Below are 15,581 nucleotides of genomic sequence, written 5' to 3' on the forward strand. Positions count from 1 at the left end.
ATCAGCCGTGCAGCCCGCACTCGGTCTTGCCGCGCCCGGCCCAGCGGCCGGCCCTGGCGTCCTCGCCCGCCAGCACCCGCCGGGTGCAGGGGGCGCAGCCGATGGACGCGTAACCGTCCGTCAGCAGCGGGTTGGTCAGCACGCCGTGCTCGGCGACGTAGGCGTCCACGTCCTCCTGCGTCCAGCGGGCGATGGGCGAGACCTTGACCTTGCCCCGCCGCTCGTCCCAGCCGACGACCGGCGTGTTCGCCCGGGTCGGGGACTCGTCGCGGCGCAGGCCCGTGGCCCAGGCGTCGTACGCCCGCAGGCCCTCCTCCAGCGGCTTGACCTTGCGCAGCGCGCAGCACAGGTCCGGGTCGCGGTCGTGGAGCCGCGGACCGTACTCGGCGTCCTGCTCGGCGACGCTCTGGCGGGGGGTGAGCGTGATGACGTTGACGTCCATCACCGCGGCCACCGCGTCCCGGGTGCCGATGGTCTCCGGGAAGTGGTAGCCGGTGTCCAGGAAGACCACGTCGACGCCGGGCATCACGCGCGAGGCGAGGTGCGCGACGACGGCGTCCTCCATGGAGGAGGTCACGCAGAACCGCGGCCCGAAGGTCTCGGCGGCCCAGCGCAGGATCTCCAGGGCGGAGGCGTCCTCCAGCTCGCGGCCCGCCTCCTCGGCGAGCCGACGCAGTTCCCCGGCGCCGGGGCGGGGGGCATCCCGGTGGTCCACGGCGGTCATCGTGAGGTCTCCCCTCCGTCGGAGTCGGACCGGCTCAGCCCCTTGGCCAGCAGTCCGAGGAACGAGAGCCTGAAGGCCCGGTTGCAGGACGCGCACTCCCACGCGCCGTGGCCGCTGCCGGACGGCCGCAGATCCTCGTCGCCGCAGTACGGGCAGTAGAACGGCGCGGCGCGCTCGCTCACTTCAGGGCCCCCTCGTCGGCGCGCGCCGCCCACTGGGCGAAGCGCTCGCCGTCCTGCCGCTCCTGGTGGTAGCGGGTGAGGAGGCGCTCGATGTAGTCGGGCAGCTCGGCGGCGGTGACCTTCAGGCCGCGGACCTTGCGGCCGAAGGCCGGGTCCAGGCCCAGGGAGCCGCCCAGGTGCACCTGGTAGCCCTCGACCTGGTTGCCGTCGGCGTCGGTGACGAGCTGGCCCTTGAGCCCGATGTCCGCGGTCTGGATGCGGGCGCAGGAGTTGGGGCAGCCGTTGAGGTTGATGGTGACCGGCTCGCCGAAGTCCGGCAGGCGGCGCTCCAGTTCGTCGATGAGCGAGGACGCGCGGCCCTTGGTCTCGACGATGGCCAGCTTGCAGAACTCGATGCCGGTGCAGGCCATGGTGCCGCGCCGGAAGACGGACGGCCTCGTGGTCAGGTCCAGCGCCTCCAGGCCCTCCACCAGGGAGTCCACCCGGTCCTCGGCCACGTCGAGGATGATCATCTTCTGCTCGGGGGTGGTCCGCACGCGACCCGAGCCGTGGGCCTCCGCCAGGTCCGCGATCTTGGTGAGGGTGGCGCCGTCGACGCGGCCGACCCGCGGGGCGAAGCCGACGTAGAAGCGGCCGTCCTTCTGGGCGTGGACGCCGATGTGGTCGCGCCAGCGCTGGGTGGGGAACTCGGGCGCGGGGCCGTCGGCCAGCTTGCGCTTCAGGTACTCGTCCTCCAGCACCCGGCGGAACTTCTCCGGGCCCCAGTCGGCGACGAGGAACTTCAGCCGGGCGCGGTTGCGCAGCCGGCGGTAGCCGTAGTCGCGGAAGATCGACACGATGCCCTCGTGGACGTCGGGCACGTCCTCCTCGGGCACCCAGGCGCCCAGCCTGACGCCGAACTTGGGGTTGGTGGACAGGCCGCCGCCCACCCACACGTCGAAGCCGGGGCCCAGCTCGGGGTGGCGGACGCCCACGAAGGACACGTCGTTGATCTCGTGGGCCACGTCCAGCAGCGGGGAGCCGGAGATCGCCGTCTTGAACTTGCGCGGCAGGTTCGAGTAGGCCGGGTTGCCGACGACGCGGCGCTTGGTCTCCTCCAGCGCGGCGGTGCCGTCGATGATCTCGTCGGCGGCGATCCCGGCCACCGGCGAGCCGAGGAAGGCGCGCGGGGTGTCGCCGCACGCCTCGGTCGTGGACAGGCCCACGGCCTCCAGGCGGCGCCAGATCTCCGGGACGTCCTCGATCCGGATCCAGTGGTACTGGATGTTCTGCCGGTCCGTGATGTCGGCGGTGCCGCGGGCGAACTCCTGGGAGATCTCGCCTATGACGCGCAGCTGCTCGGTGGTCAGCCGTCCGCCGTCGACGCGGACGCGCATCATGAAGTACTCGTCCTCCAGCTCCTCCGGCTCCAGGACGGCCGTCCTGCCGCCGTCGATGCCGGGGCGGCGCTGGGTGTACAGGCCCCACCAGCGCATCCGCCCGCGCAGGTCGTTGGGGTCGATGGAGGCGAAGCCGGTGCGGGAGTAGATCGTCTCAATGCGTGTCCGCACATTGAGACCGTCATCGTCCTTCTTGAACTGCTCGTTGCCGTTGAGCGGAGTGAAGTGCCCGGCGGCCCACTGTCCCTCGCCGCGGTGGCGGCCGGCCTTGCGGCGGGACGGGGCGGCGCTGGCTGGCTTGGCGGTGTCGGCCATGACGGTGTTCTTGTCCTTCGGCTGGACTCGGCTGCACGGGAGCGGCCCGGACCCGTGCGAACCGCGCGGACGTGCGCGGATCCGGGTACGGACGTGAGACGGAGGGTTCGCCCGCCCGCGGTGGCGGGGCGGCGGGGCGCGGCGGTGCTGGGACTGTCAGCCCGCCGGACAGATGGCGCTGGACATGCGGCCGAGGTCGACGTGCCGCCGACTCACCAAGGCAATTCCAGCTCGAGACATGGCAGAAGCGTGGCATGCGCTTCTGGGGCCAGTCCACCGATGTCCGCAGTGCGGACAAGGTTGTCTCGCTTCGTGGGATGTGTGTTCCCGGTCACACCGCGGCGCGCGCCCCCGGCCACGGCCCCGGCGCGGGAACGAACGGTTCCTGTCCGACCGCGACGTCGAACACGCGGAAGCCCCGCTTCTCGTAGTTGGCCAGCGCGTACGGCCCGTCCTTGCTGCAGGTGTGCAGCCACACCCGCCGGGTGGGCTCCCGGCCCGGCCAGCGCTCCGCCAGGTCCCAGGCGCGCGCGGTCCCGTACGACAGCAGGTGCCCGCCGATCCCCCGGCCGCGGAAGGCCGGGACCAGACCGAAGTAGACGATCTCCACCACGCCCTCTGGCTGCGGCTCCAGTTCGACGTACCCGGCCGGGGTGCCGCGGTCGTACGCCACCCACGTCTCCACGCCGGGCCGCTCCAGGAACTCCCGCCACCGCGCGTACGTCCAGCCCAGCCGGTCCGTCCAGGTGACGTCCCCGCCGACGGCGGTGTAGAGGAAGCGGCTGAACTCCGGGCTGGGGACCTCCGCCCGCTCGATCCGCAGACCGGAACCGGCGTCCGGGACACGGGCCGGCGACAGGTCCCCGGGCGAGGTCTGCTCCAGGGACCACGTGGTGACGGTGACGGTGCCGCTCATGCGGGAAGTGAAACACACCTGCACGGCGGACCGCCCTCCCGCCCGCCCGGCACGTGACGCACCCCACGGCGAACCCCGCGACAATGGCCCCCATGTCCCCGACCAGCAGTTCCCCGCCCGACGGCCCCGGACCCGCCGGGCCCGCCGCCCCCGTCGCCGTCCTCGGCGAGTGCGTCGCCGACGCCTTCACCGCCCCGCCGCCCGCCGGCGCCCCGGAGCGGTCCGTCCCCTCGCTCGGCCTGGAGGTCCTGCCCGGCGGCGGCCCCGCCAACACCGCCGTGGCCCTCGCCCGGCTCGGCACCCCCACCCGTTTCCTCGGCAGGCTGTCGGGAGACGTCTTCGGCCGTCTCTTCCGCGCGCACCTGACCGCCTCCGGAGTGGACCTCGCAGCGGCGGTCGAGGCGCGTGAACCCAGCACCCTGGCCGTCGCCGACCTCGACGCCGAGGGTCGCGCCGAGTACTCCTTCCACGCCGAGGGCACCGCCGACTGGCAGTGGACGGACGCGGAACTGGCGACGGCCGCGGCGGGCCCCGCCTCCTGCCTCCACACCGGATCGCTGGCCCTGGTGCGGCCCCCGGGCGGCGAGGCGGTGGAGCGGCTCCTGGAACGGATGCGGGAGCGGGCCACCGTCTCGATCGACCCCAACGTCCGTCCGCCGCTGGTGGACCCGGCCGTCTACCGGGCGCGGCTGGCGCGCTGGTGCGCGGCGGCCGACATCCTGCGCCTGTCCGACGACGACCTCGGCCACCTCCTGCCGGGCACCGGACCCGAGGAGGCCGCCGACGCCTTCCACGGACACGGGGTCAGCCTGGTGGTGGTCACCCTCGGCGGCGAGGGGGCCCTTGCCTCCCTCGACGCGGCGGAGGGCAGGGTGCGGCTGCGGGTGCCCGCGCGGCCCACCGCCGTGGTCGACACCGTCGGCGCGGGCGACGCCTTCATGGCCGGGCTCCTGCACGCCCTCCACACCGGCGGGGCCCTCGGCGGACGCCTGGACGGACTGACCCCCGGCCTCCTGCGCGACGCCCTCGCCACCGGGGCCGACGTCGCCGCCGCGACGTGCGCGGTCCGGGGCGCCGACCCGCCGTGGGCGCACCGGACGAACGGGCCCCGCGACGACTGAGCGGCGCCGGGACCTCCGGCCCCCGACCCCGCGGCGGACGGGACCGACGGCCCGCGGACGGGGACCCCTTCGGCGACTGCGCCGGAGGGCTGCGGGAGCGTGCGATGGAGTCACCGAGGCCCCCGCCCGGAGGTGATCCCGGACTACGACGACGCCGAGGACGGCAGCTCACTCACCGACACCGTCACCCCCGACGCGCTCGGCCGCACCCCGCCGGCGCGGCCGGCCGCCCGGCCGGCCTCGGCAAGGAGGTGTGGGCGCGGTTCGTCCTGGTCCCCGGACTCACCGACGCCCCCGCCGACGTCGAGGGCGCCGCCGCCTTCACGGCCTTGCTCGGCAACGTCTCCCGCGTCGACGTCCTGCCGCTCCACAAGCTGGGCACCGCCAAGCGGGAGGCCGTCGGCCGCGTCTTCCCCCTGGCCGGCGCCCCCGCGCCCACACCGGAGCAGGTGGCCGCGGCCCGCGGGATCTTCACCGCGCACGGCCTGTACGCGGTGTGAGTCCCGCGCGGGCCCGCGCCTCACCCGGCCGCCGGACGGGCCCGCTCCACGATCGCGGCCAGGTCCAGGGCGGGCGGCAGGGTGCCGAAGGCCGTGCCCCGCTCGCCGCCCAGCCGGGACGCGCAGAAGGCGTCGGCGACCTCCGGAGGCGCGTGCCGCACCAGCAGCGCCCCCTGGAGCACCAGCACCATCCGCTCGGCCAGCCGCCGGGCCCGCGCCTCGATCCCCTCCAGCTCGGCCAGTTCCCCCAGCAGCTCGCGGATCGCGCCGTCCAGCCGGTGGTCGGCGCCCCGGGCCCGCCCGATCTCGGTGAGGAAGGCCGTCAGCGCCTCCGGGTCCCCGCGCACCACCCGCAGCACCTCCAGGGCCAGGGCACCGCCGCTCTCCCCGGCCGGGTCCGGCGCCTCGCGCGGCAGCGGGGGGATCCCCGGCCCCCCGGCGCAGCCGTCGCCGCCCAGCAGGTCCCACGCCTCGGCCGCCGCCGGCGCGCACCGCCCGGCCAGCCAGTACGCGGCCGCCGGCACCGCCGTCCGCAGCAGGGCGCGATCCCGGTCGGCGCCGGCGTCGTGCGCGGCGGCCAGCCGCAGCGCGAGCGCGGTCGCCGCCTCCGACTCCACCGCCAGATCGGCCAGCACGTTCCGCGTCAGGGCCTCTCCGCCGGGCGGCCCCCCGTGGTGCGCGGCGTGGTGGACGGCCCGGACCACCGCCTGCCGCAGCACCGCCGCCGAGCAGGCCACACGGTCCGCCCGCAGCGCCCCGGTCGTCTCCGCGGCGATCCGCCAGGCCCGGGCCGTGCCGTCGAACTCCACCACCGCGGCCGACGGGTCCGGGCCGCCGGCCCCGTCGGCCGGCCGCCGTACGCGCAGGCCGTTGCGGGCGCCGTCCGGCAGCGTCCACGGCATCAGGAACCAGGACTCCCCGCCCGCCGTCCCGGCCCGGACCAGGAGGACGTCCGCCGGGGCCGCCGGGCGGAGCCGTCCGCGCCCGGCGAGGACGTACCCGGCGCCCTCCGGCCCGCCGGACCCGGGCTCGGCGCGGACTCCGTCCGGCCCCTCCGGCACCACCGTCCCGGCCGGCAGCCGGGGGCCGCCGCCGTACCCGGCCGCCGGCTCCCGGACGGCGGCGTGCTCCGGGTCGGCGTTCCGGTCCGGGTCGGCGCGCACCCCCGCGGCGGCCGCGTGCGCCGCCGACAGGGCCGGGCACTGCCCGGTCCCGACCTGCGCCCACACCAGCAGGGCCGCCGTCCGCCGCAGCCGCGCGGCGGGCCCCGGCGGGGCGCCCGTCAGCCCGGCCGCCGCGGCCCGGTCCAGCAGCCGGTGCCAGGACGGGTCCGCTCCCGCCCCGCCGTCCCAGGGCTCCGGCGGACGCGCGGCCGCCCGCGCGCCCCACTCCAGCACCTCCGCCGACCCGGCGGCGCGCCCCAGCGCGGCCAGCCCGGCGCGGAGCTCCCCGGCCCGCTCCCCGGCGGCGTGGCGGGCGACGCCCTCGGCCAGGGCCCGGTCGGAGGAGAAGACGTCGTGGCCGGTCAGGGGCGCGGGTCCGCCGCCCGGGGTGTGAGTCGTGCGAGGCATGCCGGATACGTTAGGGACGTGGAACCAGCCCCGTCACCTCCGAAGCAGTCCCCGGGCACCCTGCGCAGGGCCCGCGCCCTGTACCGCAACGTCCCCAAACGGAGGCTCGCCTGGCTGCTGCTGAAGGACACGGTCAACTCCTGCGTGGAGTACCGGGTCCTGGGGCTGGCCGCGGAGGCCGCCTTCTTCACCCTGCTGTCGCTGCCCCCGCTGATGCTGGGCCTGATCGGCCTGCTCGGCTACTTCGACGCCTGGATCGGCACCGACACCATCGACAGCGTCCGCGCCAACTTCCTGGAGGCCTCGGGCGCCGTCCTGTCCGAGAAAGGCGTCAGCGACATCGCGGCGCCGCTGATCGACGACGTGATCGAGGGCGGGCGGCCGGACGTGATCTCCGTCGGCTTCGCGCTCGCGCTGTGGTCGGGGTCGCGCGCGGTGAACGTCTTCATCGACACCATCACCGTCATGTACGGGCTCGACGGACACCGCGGCATCGTCGCCACCCGGCTGCTGGCCTTCGGGCTCTACCTGGTCGCGCTGCCCCTGGGCGCGGTCGCCCTGCCGCTGCTGATCGTCGGCCCGGACGCGCTGGTGACGTGGGTCCCCGCGCTGGAGCCGGCGGTGCCGGTCTTCTACTGGCCCGTGGTGGTGCTGGTCTCCATCGCCTTCCTCACCACCCTGTACCACGTCTCGGTGCCCGTCCGCTCGCCGTGGGTGGAGGACGTCCCCGGCTCGCTGGTCGCCCTGCTGATGTGGATCCTGGGCAGCTTCCTGCTGCGCCTCTACCTCACCCGCACGGTGGAGGGGCCGACGCTGTACGGGTCGCTGGCCGCGCCCGTGGCCGTCCTGCTGTGGATCGGCATCTCGGCGTTCGCCGTCCTGGTCGGGGCGGCCGTCAACGCCGCCATCGACCACGTGTGGCCGTCGGTCTCCACCGCCGCCGCCCGCCGCGCCACCGAGCGCGCCCGGGAGCAGGCCGCCGCCGAGGTCGTCGCCGCCGCGGCCGCGCGGCGTGCGATGCGGGACGCCGAGGGCGGCGACGGCGGGGACGGCCCGGACGACGGGGAGGACGGGGACGACGAGGGGGACGGGGGGACGGGCGAGCCGCCCGCGGAGTTCCCCGAACGCTGGACGAAGTTCCTGCCGCCGGCCGACGTGCGCTCCCGGCTGCGCTCCCGCCGCCGCTGACCCGGGACGCGTCCGGCCCGGGGCGCGGCGCGGCCCGGGGCGCGGCGCGCGCCCCGGGCCGGAGGGCCGCCCGGACTTCCGGTCACCTCCTCCTGCGGCCACCGCCGCCCTGGGCGGTCCTGTGCCCGCCGCGCCGGCCGATGGCCAGCAGCGCCAGGCTGAGAAGGATGGCCAGGGCACCGACGATCACGTTGTTGACGACGGTGCGGGTGGTGTCCACCTCCCCCGCCACGACCCAGGGGGAGACGATCAGCCACGCGCCGATGGCGGCCGGGACCCAGCTCATGCCGTAGGTGCGCTCGTAGGCCGTGGCGAAGGCCAGGCCCAGCAGCGCGAGCGTCATACCGCAGACGAGGTTGTTGACGGCCAGCCTGGTGAACCCGTCGAAGCCCACGATCCACGGTGAGATGGCCAGGTACAGGCCGGACAGCACGGTCAGGGCCTCCAGCCCCCGGGCGGTGGGGGTCGCCGCCGCCTGAGCGTAGCGCGCACGCATCTCCACCAAGTCGGGGTGTTCTTCGATGCGTGACGTGGGTGTGGCCATCTGGAGCCACCTCCTTAGAGATTTACTCCCTTCCACCCCAATTTTCACCTATTCGGCCTCTTGTGTCTCCCCGGCGGGCCACGCAAAGGAGCCGCCGCGGACGGCCGGAGGCGTGGACGGTCCGGAAAAAGAGTGGCGAGGGGGAGGGCGCCGCCCTAGGGTCGGCGGCGGAGAACACCGGGAAGGCGGAGACGGGGCACGAACCCCGGCTCCGCGCACAGGCCCGCACCGGTCGCCGCACCGGCGCGGACAAGGGCCGGACGAGGAAGGAACGGGAGGTGAGGGACATGGCAGTCGCCGTCACCGTCGCCGCCGTGGGCTCCGCCCACGAGCACCGGCCAGTCCGTTCCACCTCCGCGGTCCCCGGCTGACCACCGCTGCCGACGCAGGCAGCCCCGCGCACCCGCGCGCCGGGACCGCCCTTCCCCGAAGGGTCATCCACCGTGAGCGTTTCCGACGCCACCCGCGCTTTCGCGCATCCGCTCGCCCGCTACGGCTGGGACGAGCACACCGCCGAGGCCTTCGCCCCCCACCTGCGGCAGGGCCTGACCCCCGCCCGCGTGGTCCGCGTGGACCGCGCCCGGTGCGAGGCGGTCACCGCCGACGGCACCGTCCGGGCCGACACCGCGCCCGTCGCCGGCCCGGACCCGACGCACGCCCTGTGCACCGGCGACTGGGCCGCCCTCGGCCCCGGCCCCGGCGGGCTCCCCGAGGTGCGCGCCGTACTGCCCCGGCGCACCGCCTTCGTACGCTCCACCTCCTCCAAGCGCTCCGAGGGCCAGGTGCTGGCGGCCAACGTCGACCACGCGGTGATCGCCGTCTCGCTCGCCGTTCCCCTGGACCTCGGCAGGCTGGAGAGGTTCCTCGCCCTCGCCTGGGAGAGCGGCGCCCGGCCGCTGGTCGTCCTCACCAAGGCCGACCTGGCCCCGGACGCCGACCACGCCGTCGCCGACGCCGGGGCGGTGGCGCCGGGTGTGACGGTGCTGCCGGTCAGCGCGGTCACGGGGGAGGGGCTGGACGTGCTGGCCGCCGTGCTCGCCGACGGCACCGCCGTCCTGCTCGGACAGTCCGGCGCGGGCAAGTCCACCCTGGTCAACGCGCTGGCCGGGCGGGAGGTCTCGGCCGTGGCGGAGACCCGCGAGCGCGACGGCAAGGGCCGGCACACCACGACCGCCCGCGAACTGTTCCCCCTGCCCGGCGGCGGTGTCCTCATCGACACCCCGGGACTGCGCGGCGTCGGGCTGTGGGACGCCGAGGACGGCCTCGGCCGGACCTTCGCGGACGTCGAGGAACTGGCGCGCGACTGCCGCTTCCACGACTGCGCGCACACCACCGAGCCGGGCTGCGCCGTCCTCGCCGCCGTCGAGGACGGCGACCTGCCCGAACGCCGTCTGGACAGCTACCGCAAGCTGCTGAGGGAGAACCAGTACCTCGCGGCCCGCACCGACGCCCGGCTCCGCGCCGAGCTGCGGCGCGACTGGAAGCTGAAGCAGGCTCTCGGCCGCCACATGGTGGAACGCAAGCGCGGCCCCCGGCGGTGACCGTCCGCCGCCGCCCCGGCCGGAACCGGCCGGGGCGGCTACCGTGGGGCCGGTGAGGCCCGACACCCCCGCCGAACCCTTCGGCCCCCGGCAGTTCCAGCTCGTCCTGCTGCGCCGGATGGCCGACTTCCAGCCCGGTCTCGTCCTGGACGCGCTGCGCGAGCTGGACGCCGGCCGGACCGAGATGCGCGAGGCCAACCGCCGCTGGCAGGCGTGGCAGTCGGCGGGCGGCCGCTCCCCGTACGGCCGGGGCGCGGTGGCCCGCTACCGGTCGGTGCTCGGCGAGCCCGAGGCGGTGGAGCCGCGCCGCGTGGGGGACCTGGACTGCCGGGCGCTGCGCTGGCCGGTGCCGCTCTGGCCCGACCTGCGCCTGGAGGTGCTGACCGCGCCGGGCGGGGCGGTGTGGAACGAGTGGCTGGTCCGCGCCCCCGGCGCGGCCGGCCCCGACCTGCGCACGGTCGAGGACCTGCGGCCGTGGAGCTGCACGGTGGACGAGGTCGCCCGCGCCTTCGCGCCCGCCCGGCCGATGGAGGGCTCGGCCCCCTCCCGCTGGCGGCTGGCCTTCACCGCCCCGGACCGGGAGGGCGGACGCCACGAGGTGATCGCGGAGTTCACCTGGGGGCTGCTCCAGCGGCTTCCGGGGCGCTGACGCCCATCCCGCGCGACGGGCCCGCGGTCACGGAGCCGCCGCGCCGCGGCCGGAGTGGACCAGGCACAGGCCGGCCTCGACCAGCGTCCAGCCGATCCGGCGGCGTACGGCGGCCGTCCGGCCCGTCCCCCGCGCCCGGCGCGGGGGCCGGTGCCGTGTCCGATTTCCGCCAGTGACGAGGCGTCCGGCGGCGCACACTGGATCGCGTGATGGACGACGACAGCAGGTACGAAGCGGTCCGCAGCCGGGACGGGCGGTTCGACGGCGTGTTCTTCACCGGTGTGCTCACCACCGGCATCTACTGCCGTCCCAGCTGCCCGGCGGTGACCCCCAAACGGGAGAACGTCCGCTTCTTCCCCTCGGCCGCCGCCGCCCAGCGGGCCGGGCTGCGGGCCTGCCGCCGCTGCCGCCCGGACGCCGTGCCCGGCTCGGCGGAGTGGAACGTGCGGGCCGACCTCACCGGCCGCGCGATGCGGATGATCGCCGACGGGGTCGTGGACCGCGAGGGCGTCGAAGGACTGGCCCGCCGCCTGGGCTACAGCGTCCGCCAGGTCCGCCGCCAGCTCACCGCCGAACTCGGCGCCGGGCCCGTGGCCCTGGCCCGCGTGCAGCGGGCGCACACCGCGCGGGTGCTGCTCCAGACGACGGCCCTGCCGGTCACCGAGATCGCCTTCGCGTCCGGCTTCGCCAGCGTGCGGCAGTTCAACGACACCATCCGCGAGATCCACGCCCGCACACCGCGCGAACTGCGCGCGGCCGGCCGCGGCCGCCCGGCCGCCGAGGGCGGGGGAGTGGCGCTGCGGCTCGCCCACCGGGGGCCGTACGCCACCGGGGCGGTGTTCGACTTCCTCCAGCGGGGGGCCGTCCCCGGTGTCGAGGAGGTCACCGGCGAGCCGGGGGCCCGCACCTATCGCCGCACCCTGGCCCTGCCGTACGGGCACGGGATAGCGGAGGTCGGGGAAGCGGGCGGCGGGGGCTGGCTGCCGTGCCGCCTCCACCTGACCGACCTGCGGGACCTGACCACCGCCGTCCAGCGGGTGCGGCGGCTGTTCGACCTCGACGCCGACCCCTACGCCGTCGCCGAGCGCCTGGGCGCCGACCCGCTGCTGGGCCCCCTGGTGCGGCGGCTGCCCGGGCTGCGCTCGCCGGGCGCGGCCGACCCGCACGAACTGGCGGTGCGCGCCGTGCTCGGCCGGCGGCTCGCCGCGGACGCGGCCCGCGCCCTGACGGGCGCCCTCGTCGCGGCGTACGGCAAGCCGCTGCCCGCGCCCGACGGCTCCCTCACCCACCTCTTCCCCGACCCCGGCGTCCTGGCGGACGCCCCCCTGACCGAACCGGGCATGTCCGGCAGCCGGCGCGAGGCGGTCCGCTCGGTCGCCGCGGCCCTCGCCGACGGCGCCGTCGTCCTCGACCCCGGCGCCGACCGGGACGAGGCCGAGCGGACCCTGCTCGCGCTGCGCGGCGTCGGCCCGCGGACGGCCGCCCTCATACGGATGCGCGCCCTGTGCGATCCGGACGTCCTCCTCCCCAGCGACGAGGGCGTCCGCCGCGGACTGGCGCGGATCGGGGCGACGGCCGAGCACACCGGGAACTGGCGTCCCTGGCGCTCCTACGCCCTCCACCACCTGTGGAACGAGGAGGCCCGGCGCCCCCGGGCCTCCTCGTTCCCGGCACCCCCGAACCCGGTGTCCGCGATCCCCCGGAACACCGCGACCACGGAGACACGATGAGCACCCTCTACACCGTCCACCCCAGCCCGCTGGGCGAACTGCTGATCGCCGGACCCGAACCCGGCGTGCTGGCCTCGGTCACCGTGCCCGGCCAGAAGGGCGGTGCCCGGGTGCTGCCCGACTGGCGGCGCGACGACGCCGCCTTCGCCGACGCGGTCCGGCAGTTCGACGCCTACTTCGCCGGGGAGCTGAAGGAGTTCGGGCTCACCCTGGCCGCCCGCGGCTCGGAGTTCCGCGAGCGGGTCTGGGCTGCCCTGGAGAGCATCCCCTACGGAGCCACCGTCACCTACGGGGAGCTGACGGCCATGGCCGGCCTGGAACCGCGGTCGGTGCGGGCCGTCGGCGGAGCGGTCGGTTCCAACCCCCTGCTGGTGGTGCGGCCCTGTCACCGCGTCATCGGCGCGAACGGCTCGCTGACCGGGTACGCGGGCGGGCTGGACCGCAAGCGGCGGCTGCTCGCCCTCGAAGGGGTGCTCCGGTCCGGGGGCTCCTCCGGTCCCCCGCCCCGACGCGCCACCGACACGCGGGACTTGGCCGGGTGACCCGCCCGCCGCCGGCATGGACAATCGGGGGCATGAGCCGACAGGGGGAGAACGCGGAGCGGTCCGACTGGTGGGGCCGGCTCTACGACGAGGACGCGCCGGACACCGGCCGCGCGCCGGCGGGCGACAGCGTCGACGAGCGCTTCGACTCCGCCGCCGGCACGGTCGGTGTGGCCCGGTCCCGGACCCCGGAGCCGGGTGAGGCGGCCGGGCCCGGCGGGACTCCCGACGAGCCCGGAACCCCCGAAGCCCCCGGGGAATCCGCGCGTCCCGGAACACCCGAGAACCCCGGAACACCCGATAACTCCCGGCCGCCGCAGGACGCCGGGACTTCCGGGCCTCCCGGGGCCGCCTCGCCCGCCCCCGCCGCGCCCGCTCCCGTCCCGGACTTCGTGGGCGACCGTCCCCCCGCCTACGAGCCCGAGCCCACCGCCCTGCCCGCCGCCGACCCCGGCGGACTGGACGGCCTGACGCCCGACACCGTGCTGGAGGGGGCGCGGTACGGGTCCTTCACCCTGCGCGCCGCCTCCCTGCGCGGCGACGCGTCCCGCTACCGGGGCGAGCCGCGCCGCGACGCCCTGCTCACCGCCCGTTTCGGCAGCGGCGAGGACGCGCTGCTGCTGGTCGCCGTCGCCACCGGCCCCCGCACCTCCATCGAGGCCCACCGGGCGGCGCGGGAGATATGCCGGTGGGTGGGGTCGGCCGTCGGGCACAGCCACGCCCGGCTGGCCGAGGACATCCGCGCGGCCCGCCGGGGCGACCTGAAGTCGGGGCTGCACCGGCTGACCGGCCGGGGCTACGGACGGCTGCGCGCCCGCGCGGCCGAACTGGGCCTGGAGGCCGGGGAGTACACCGCCGACCTGCGCTGCCTGCTGCTGTCCGCCGATCCCGAGTGCCGGATCCGGGTGTTCTTCGGGGTGGGCGGCGGCGGACTGTTCCGGCTGCGGGACGGGATGTGGCAGGACATCGAGCCCGGCGGACGCGGAGGAAGCGGCTCCGGCGAGGAGGGGACGGGCCCGGGGGACGCGGCCCGCCCCGGGGAGCCGGGGGACGGCGGCCTCGTCCCCGACCCCGGGCCCGCTCCCGCGATGCCCGGGCCGTTCCGCTTCCGGACGTCCCTCGCCCGCCCCGGGGACACCCTGCTGCTGTGCAGCGCGGGCCTAGCCGGGCCGATGCGGGACGAGCGGGCCTTCGCCGACCGGCTGGCCGAGCGCTGGGCCGGCCAGGAGCCCCCCGGGCTGGCCGCTTTCCTGGCCGACGCGCAGCTGAGGGCCGAGGGCCACTCCGGGGACCGCACGGCCGCCGCGGTCTGGGAGCACTGACCCGCGGCCGCACCGGCCCGGACCCTCGCGCCGACCCGGACCCTCGCGCCGGCCCGGACCCGCCGCGGCGGGTCCGGACGCGTCCCGCCCCCGGACGCACTCCGCCCCGGTCCGCGGGGCGCGGACCGGGGCGGGGGCGGCCGGCCGGAGTGCGGCGGGCGGGCTCGTGTCAGCCGAACTGCTTCTCGATCGCCGCGAGTTTGGCCTCCAGCGAGTCCAGCCGCGGACTGGTCAGACTGTCGTCCGCGTCGAACGAGCCGCCCGGACGGGGCGGGTCGACCTTGCGCAGCCCGTCCGCGCCGGTGCCGCCACCGGACTCGTCCGCGGCCCCGAGCGCGGCGCGCGGCCGGCCCGGCTGCGCGCCGCCCGCGTCGCGCTCCAGCTCCACCTGGTGCCCGTCGTCGCCGGGGTGCGGCAGCCGGCCGCGGCTGATCGCCCGCAGCCGGGCCCGCTCCAGCTTCTTCTGCTCACGGGCGCGGGCCCGCTCCTGCTCCTTGCGGCGCCGCTCCTCGCGGACCTCGTCGACCGCCTCGTCCAGCGTCCGCACGCCCTCCAGCAGCATCAGCGACCAGGCGGCGTAGGTCTCGCGGGGAGCCCGCAGCCACCGCACGACGCGGATCTGCGGCAGCGGACGCGGCACCAGTCCCTGCTCGCGCAGGGCGGAGCGGCGGGTCTGCTTCAGGGCGCGGTCGAAGAGGATCGCCGAGGCGATCGACATGCCCGCGAAGAACTGCGGGGCGCCGGCGTGCTCGTCGCCGCGCGGGGCGTGGACCCAGTTGAACCACGCCGCGGCGCCCGCGAACAGCCACACCAGCAGCCGGGAGCCGAGGGAGGCGTCGCCGTTGCTTGCCTCGCGGACCGCGATGACGGCGGAGAACATCGCCGCGCCGTCCAGTCCGAAGGGCACCAGGTACTCCCAGCCGCCGGAGAGCCCCAGGTTCTCCCGGCCGAAGCCGACCAGACCGCGGAAGGAGAGGGCGGCGGCGACTCCCGCGCAGCAGAAGAGGAGGACGTAGGAGGCGACGGCGTAGACGCTCTCCTTGCGGCGGCGGCGCTCCTCCATGCGCTCCCAGGAGTCGGCGTTCTCGTCCTCGTTGCGGTGGCGGCCGTTGCCACGGCCCATCAGGAAGACCGCCACCAGGGCGCCGAGGAGCAGTACGGCGCCCGGCAGCACCCAGTTCATCGATATGTCCGTCATCATCCGGGGGTGTCCCTTGCCTGGCGGCATGCCGTGTGGACCGGCCCCGCCGTGCTCGCATTGGCTTCGTTGACGCGCAGCATCCTGGCGGAAAACAGATTGTGTGGCAGGCCGTTGAGCCCAAGAAACCGCCATCGGTGGCCAGAACGCGCGAACAGG

Annotated in this window: 16 protein-coding genes; 8 read left to right on the forward strand and 8 right to left on the reverse strand. The window is 76.3% G+C overall.

Going from position 1 to position 15,581, the window contains the following annotated elements:
• Position 1 precedes the first annotated feature (1 nt).
• The 5 genes from ABD358_RS24150 to ABD358_RS24165 all read right to left on the reverse strand — a co-directional run bounded on the left by ABD358_RS24150 (position 2) and on the right by ABD358_RS24165 (position 3,516).
• Positions 2-724: a phosphoadenylyl-sulfate reductase gene (locus ABD358_RS24150; RefSeq protein ID WP_344633236.1), complete on the reverse strand. Its 723-nt coding sequence runs from the start codon at positions 722-724 to the stop codon at positions 2-4.
• Complete coding sequence (locus ABD358_RS24155; RefSeq protein WP_344633237.1) at positions 721-906, reverse strand: hypothetical protein; 186 nt, start codon at positions 904-906, stop codon at positions 721-723. Before ABD358_RS24155 ends, ABD358_RS24150 begins: the two co-directional genes overlap by 4 nt.
• A complete protein-coding gene (locus ABD358_RS24160; protein WP_344633238.1) occupies positions 903-2,600 on the reverse strand; it encodes a nitrite/sulfite reductase in 1,698 nt (565 codons plus the stop codon). Before ABD358_RS24160 ends, ABD358_RS24155 begins: the two co-directional genes overlap by 4 nt.
• 156 nt (positions 2,601-2,756) lie before the next feature.
• Entirely contained in the window at positions 2,757-2,840 is an 84-nt protein-coding gene (locus ABD358_RS28505; RefSeq protein WP_309471194.1) for a putative leader peptide, read from the reverse strand.
• Positions 2,841-2,931: 91 nt separating this feature from the next.
• The gene (locus ABD358_RS24165; RefSeq protein WP_344633239.1) at positions 2,932-3,516 is read right to left on the reverse strand and encodes a GNAT family N-acetyltransferase; all 585 of its coding nucleotides are present in this window, start codon (positions 3,514-3,516) and stop codon (positions 2,932-2,934) included.
• 92 nt (positions 3,517-3,608) lie between these two features.
• On the opposite strand from ABD358_RS24165, the gene ABD358_RS24170 reads away from it, so the two are divergent.
• On the forward strand, positions 3,609-4,637 hold the full coding sequence (locus ABD358_RS24170) for a carbohydrate kinase family protein (protein WP_344633240.1): 1,029 nt from the start codon (positions 3,609-3,611) through the stop codon (positions 4,635-4,637).
• Positions 4,638-4,888: 251 nt separating this feature from the next.
• Positions 4,889-5,137: a hypothetical protein gene (locus tag ABD358_RS24175; RefSeq protein WP_344633241.1), complete on the forward strand. Its 249-nt coding sequence runs from the start codon at positions 4,889-4,891 to the stop codon at positions 5,135-5,137.
• Positions 5,138-5,157: 20 nt separating this feature from the next.
• Here the strand turns inward: ABD358_RS24175 and ABD358_RS24180 are convergent, their stop codons facing one another.
• Entirely contained in the window at positions 5,158-6,708 is a 1,551-nt protein-coding gene (locus tag ABD358_RS24180) for an acyl-CoA dehydrogenase family protein (protein WP_344633242.1), read from the reverse strand.
• A gap of 18 nt (positions 6,709-6,726) precedes the next feature.
• On the opposite strand from ABD358_RS24180, the gene ABD358_RS24185 reads away from it, so the two are divergent.
• Positions 6,727-7,896 carry a YihY/virulence factor BrkB family protein gene (locus tag ABD358_RS24185; RefSeq protein ID WP_344633243.1) on the forward strand — a complete coding sequence of 390 codons (1,170 nt, stop codon included), beginning with the start codon at positions 6,727-6,729 and terminating at the stop codon, positions 7,894-7,896.
• An 82-nt stretch (positions 7,897-7,978) separates the two neighbouring features.
• Here the strand turns inward: ABD358_RS24185 and ABD358_RS24190 are convergent, their stop codons facing one another.
• On the reverse strand, positions 7,979-8,440 hold the full coding sequence (locus ABD358_RS24190) for an SPW repeat protein (RefSeq protein ID WP_344633244.1): 462 nt from the start codon (positions 8,438-8,440) through the stop codon (positions 7,979-7,981).
• A gap of 443 nt (positions 8,441-8,883) precedes the next feature.
• Here ABD358_RS24190 and rsgA point away from each other — a divergent pair, with 443 nt between their 5' ends.
• The 5 genes from rsgA to ABD358_RS24215 all read left to right on the forward strand — a co-directional run bounded on the left by rsgA (position 8,884) and on the right by ABD358_RS24215 (position 14,224).
• A complete protein-coding gene (gene rsgA, locus ABD358_RS24195) occupies positions 8,884-9,981 on the forward strand; it encodes a ribosome small subunit-dependent GTPase A (RefSeq protein ID WP_344633245.1) in 1,098 nt (365 codons plus the stop codon).
• Positions 9,982-10,024: 43 nt separating this feature from the next.
• Positions 10,025-10,630: a hypothetical protein gene (locus tag ABD358_RS24200; protein ID WP_425576407.1), complete on the forward strand. Its 606-nt coding sequence runs from the start codon at positions 10,025-10,027 to the stop codon at positions 10,628-10,630.
• A 209-nt stretch (positions 10,631-10,839) separates the two neighbouring features.
• Positions 10,840-12,360 (forward strand): AlkA N-terminal domain-containing protein, encoded by a 1,521-nt coding sequence (locus ABD358_RS24205; RefSeq protein WP_344633260.1) that lies wholly within the window; start codon positions 10,840-10,842, stop codon positions 12,358-12,360.
• Positions 12,357-12,902 carry a methylated-DNA--[protein]-cysteine S-methyltransferase gene (locus ABD358_RS24210; protein WP_344633247.1) on the forward strand — a complete coding sequence of 182 codons (546 nt, stop codon included), beginning with the start codon at positions 12,357-12,359 and terminating at the stop codon, positions 12,900-12,902. The genes ABD358_RS24205 and ABD358_RS24210 overlap by 4 nt, the downstream gene beginning before the upstream one ends.
• A gap of 32 nt (positions 12,903-12,934) precedes the next feature.
• Complete coding sequence (locus ABD358_RS24215; protein ID WP_344633248.1) at positions 12,935-14,224, forward strand: protein phosphatase 2C domain-containing protein; 1,290 nt, start codon at positions 12,935-12,937, stop codon at positions 14,222-14,224.
• Positions 14,225-14,393: 169 nt separating this feature from the next.
• Here ABD358_RS24215 and ABD358_RS24220 read toward each other — a convergent pair whose 3' ends face one another.
• Positions 14,394-15,422 (reverse strand): DUF2637 domain-containing protein, encoded by a 1,029-nt coding sequence (locus ABD358_RS24220; RefSeq protein ID WP_344633261.1) that lies wholly within the window; start codon positions 15,420-15,422, stop codon positions 14,394-14,396.
• Positions 15,423-15,581: the final 159 nt, after the last annotated feature.

Origin of the sequence: Streptomyces glaucosporus, from assembly GCF_039533345.1 — a bacterium.
Taxonomy (GTDB): domain Bacteria; phylum Actinomycetota; class Actinomycetes; order Streptomycetales; family Streptomycetaceae; genus Streptomyces; species Streptomyces glaucosporus.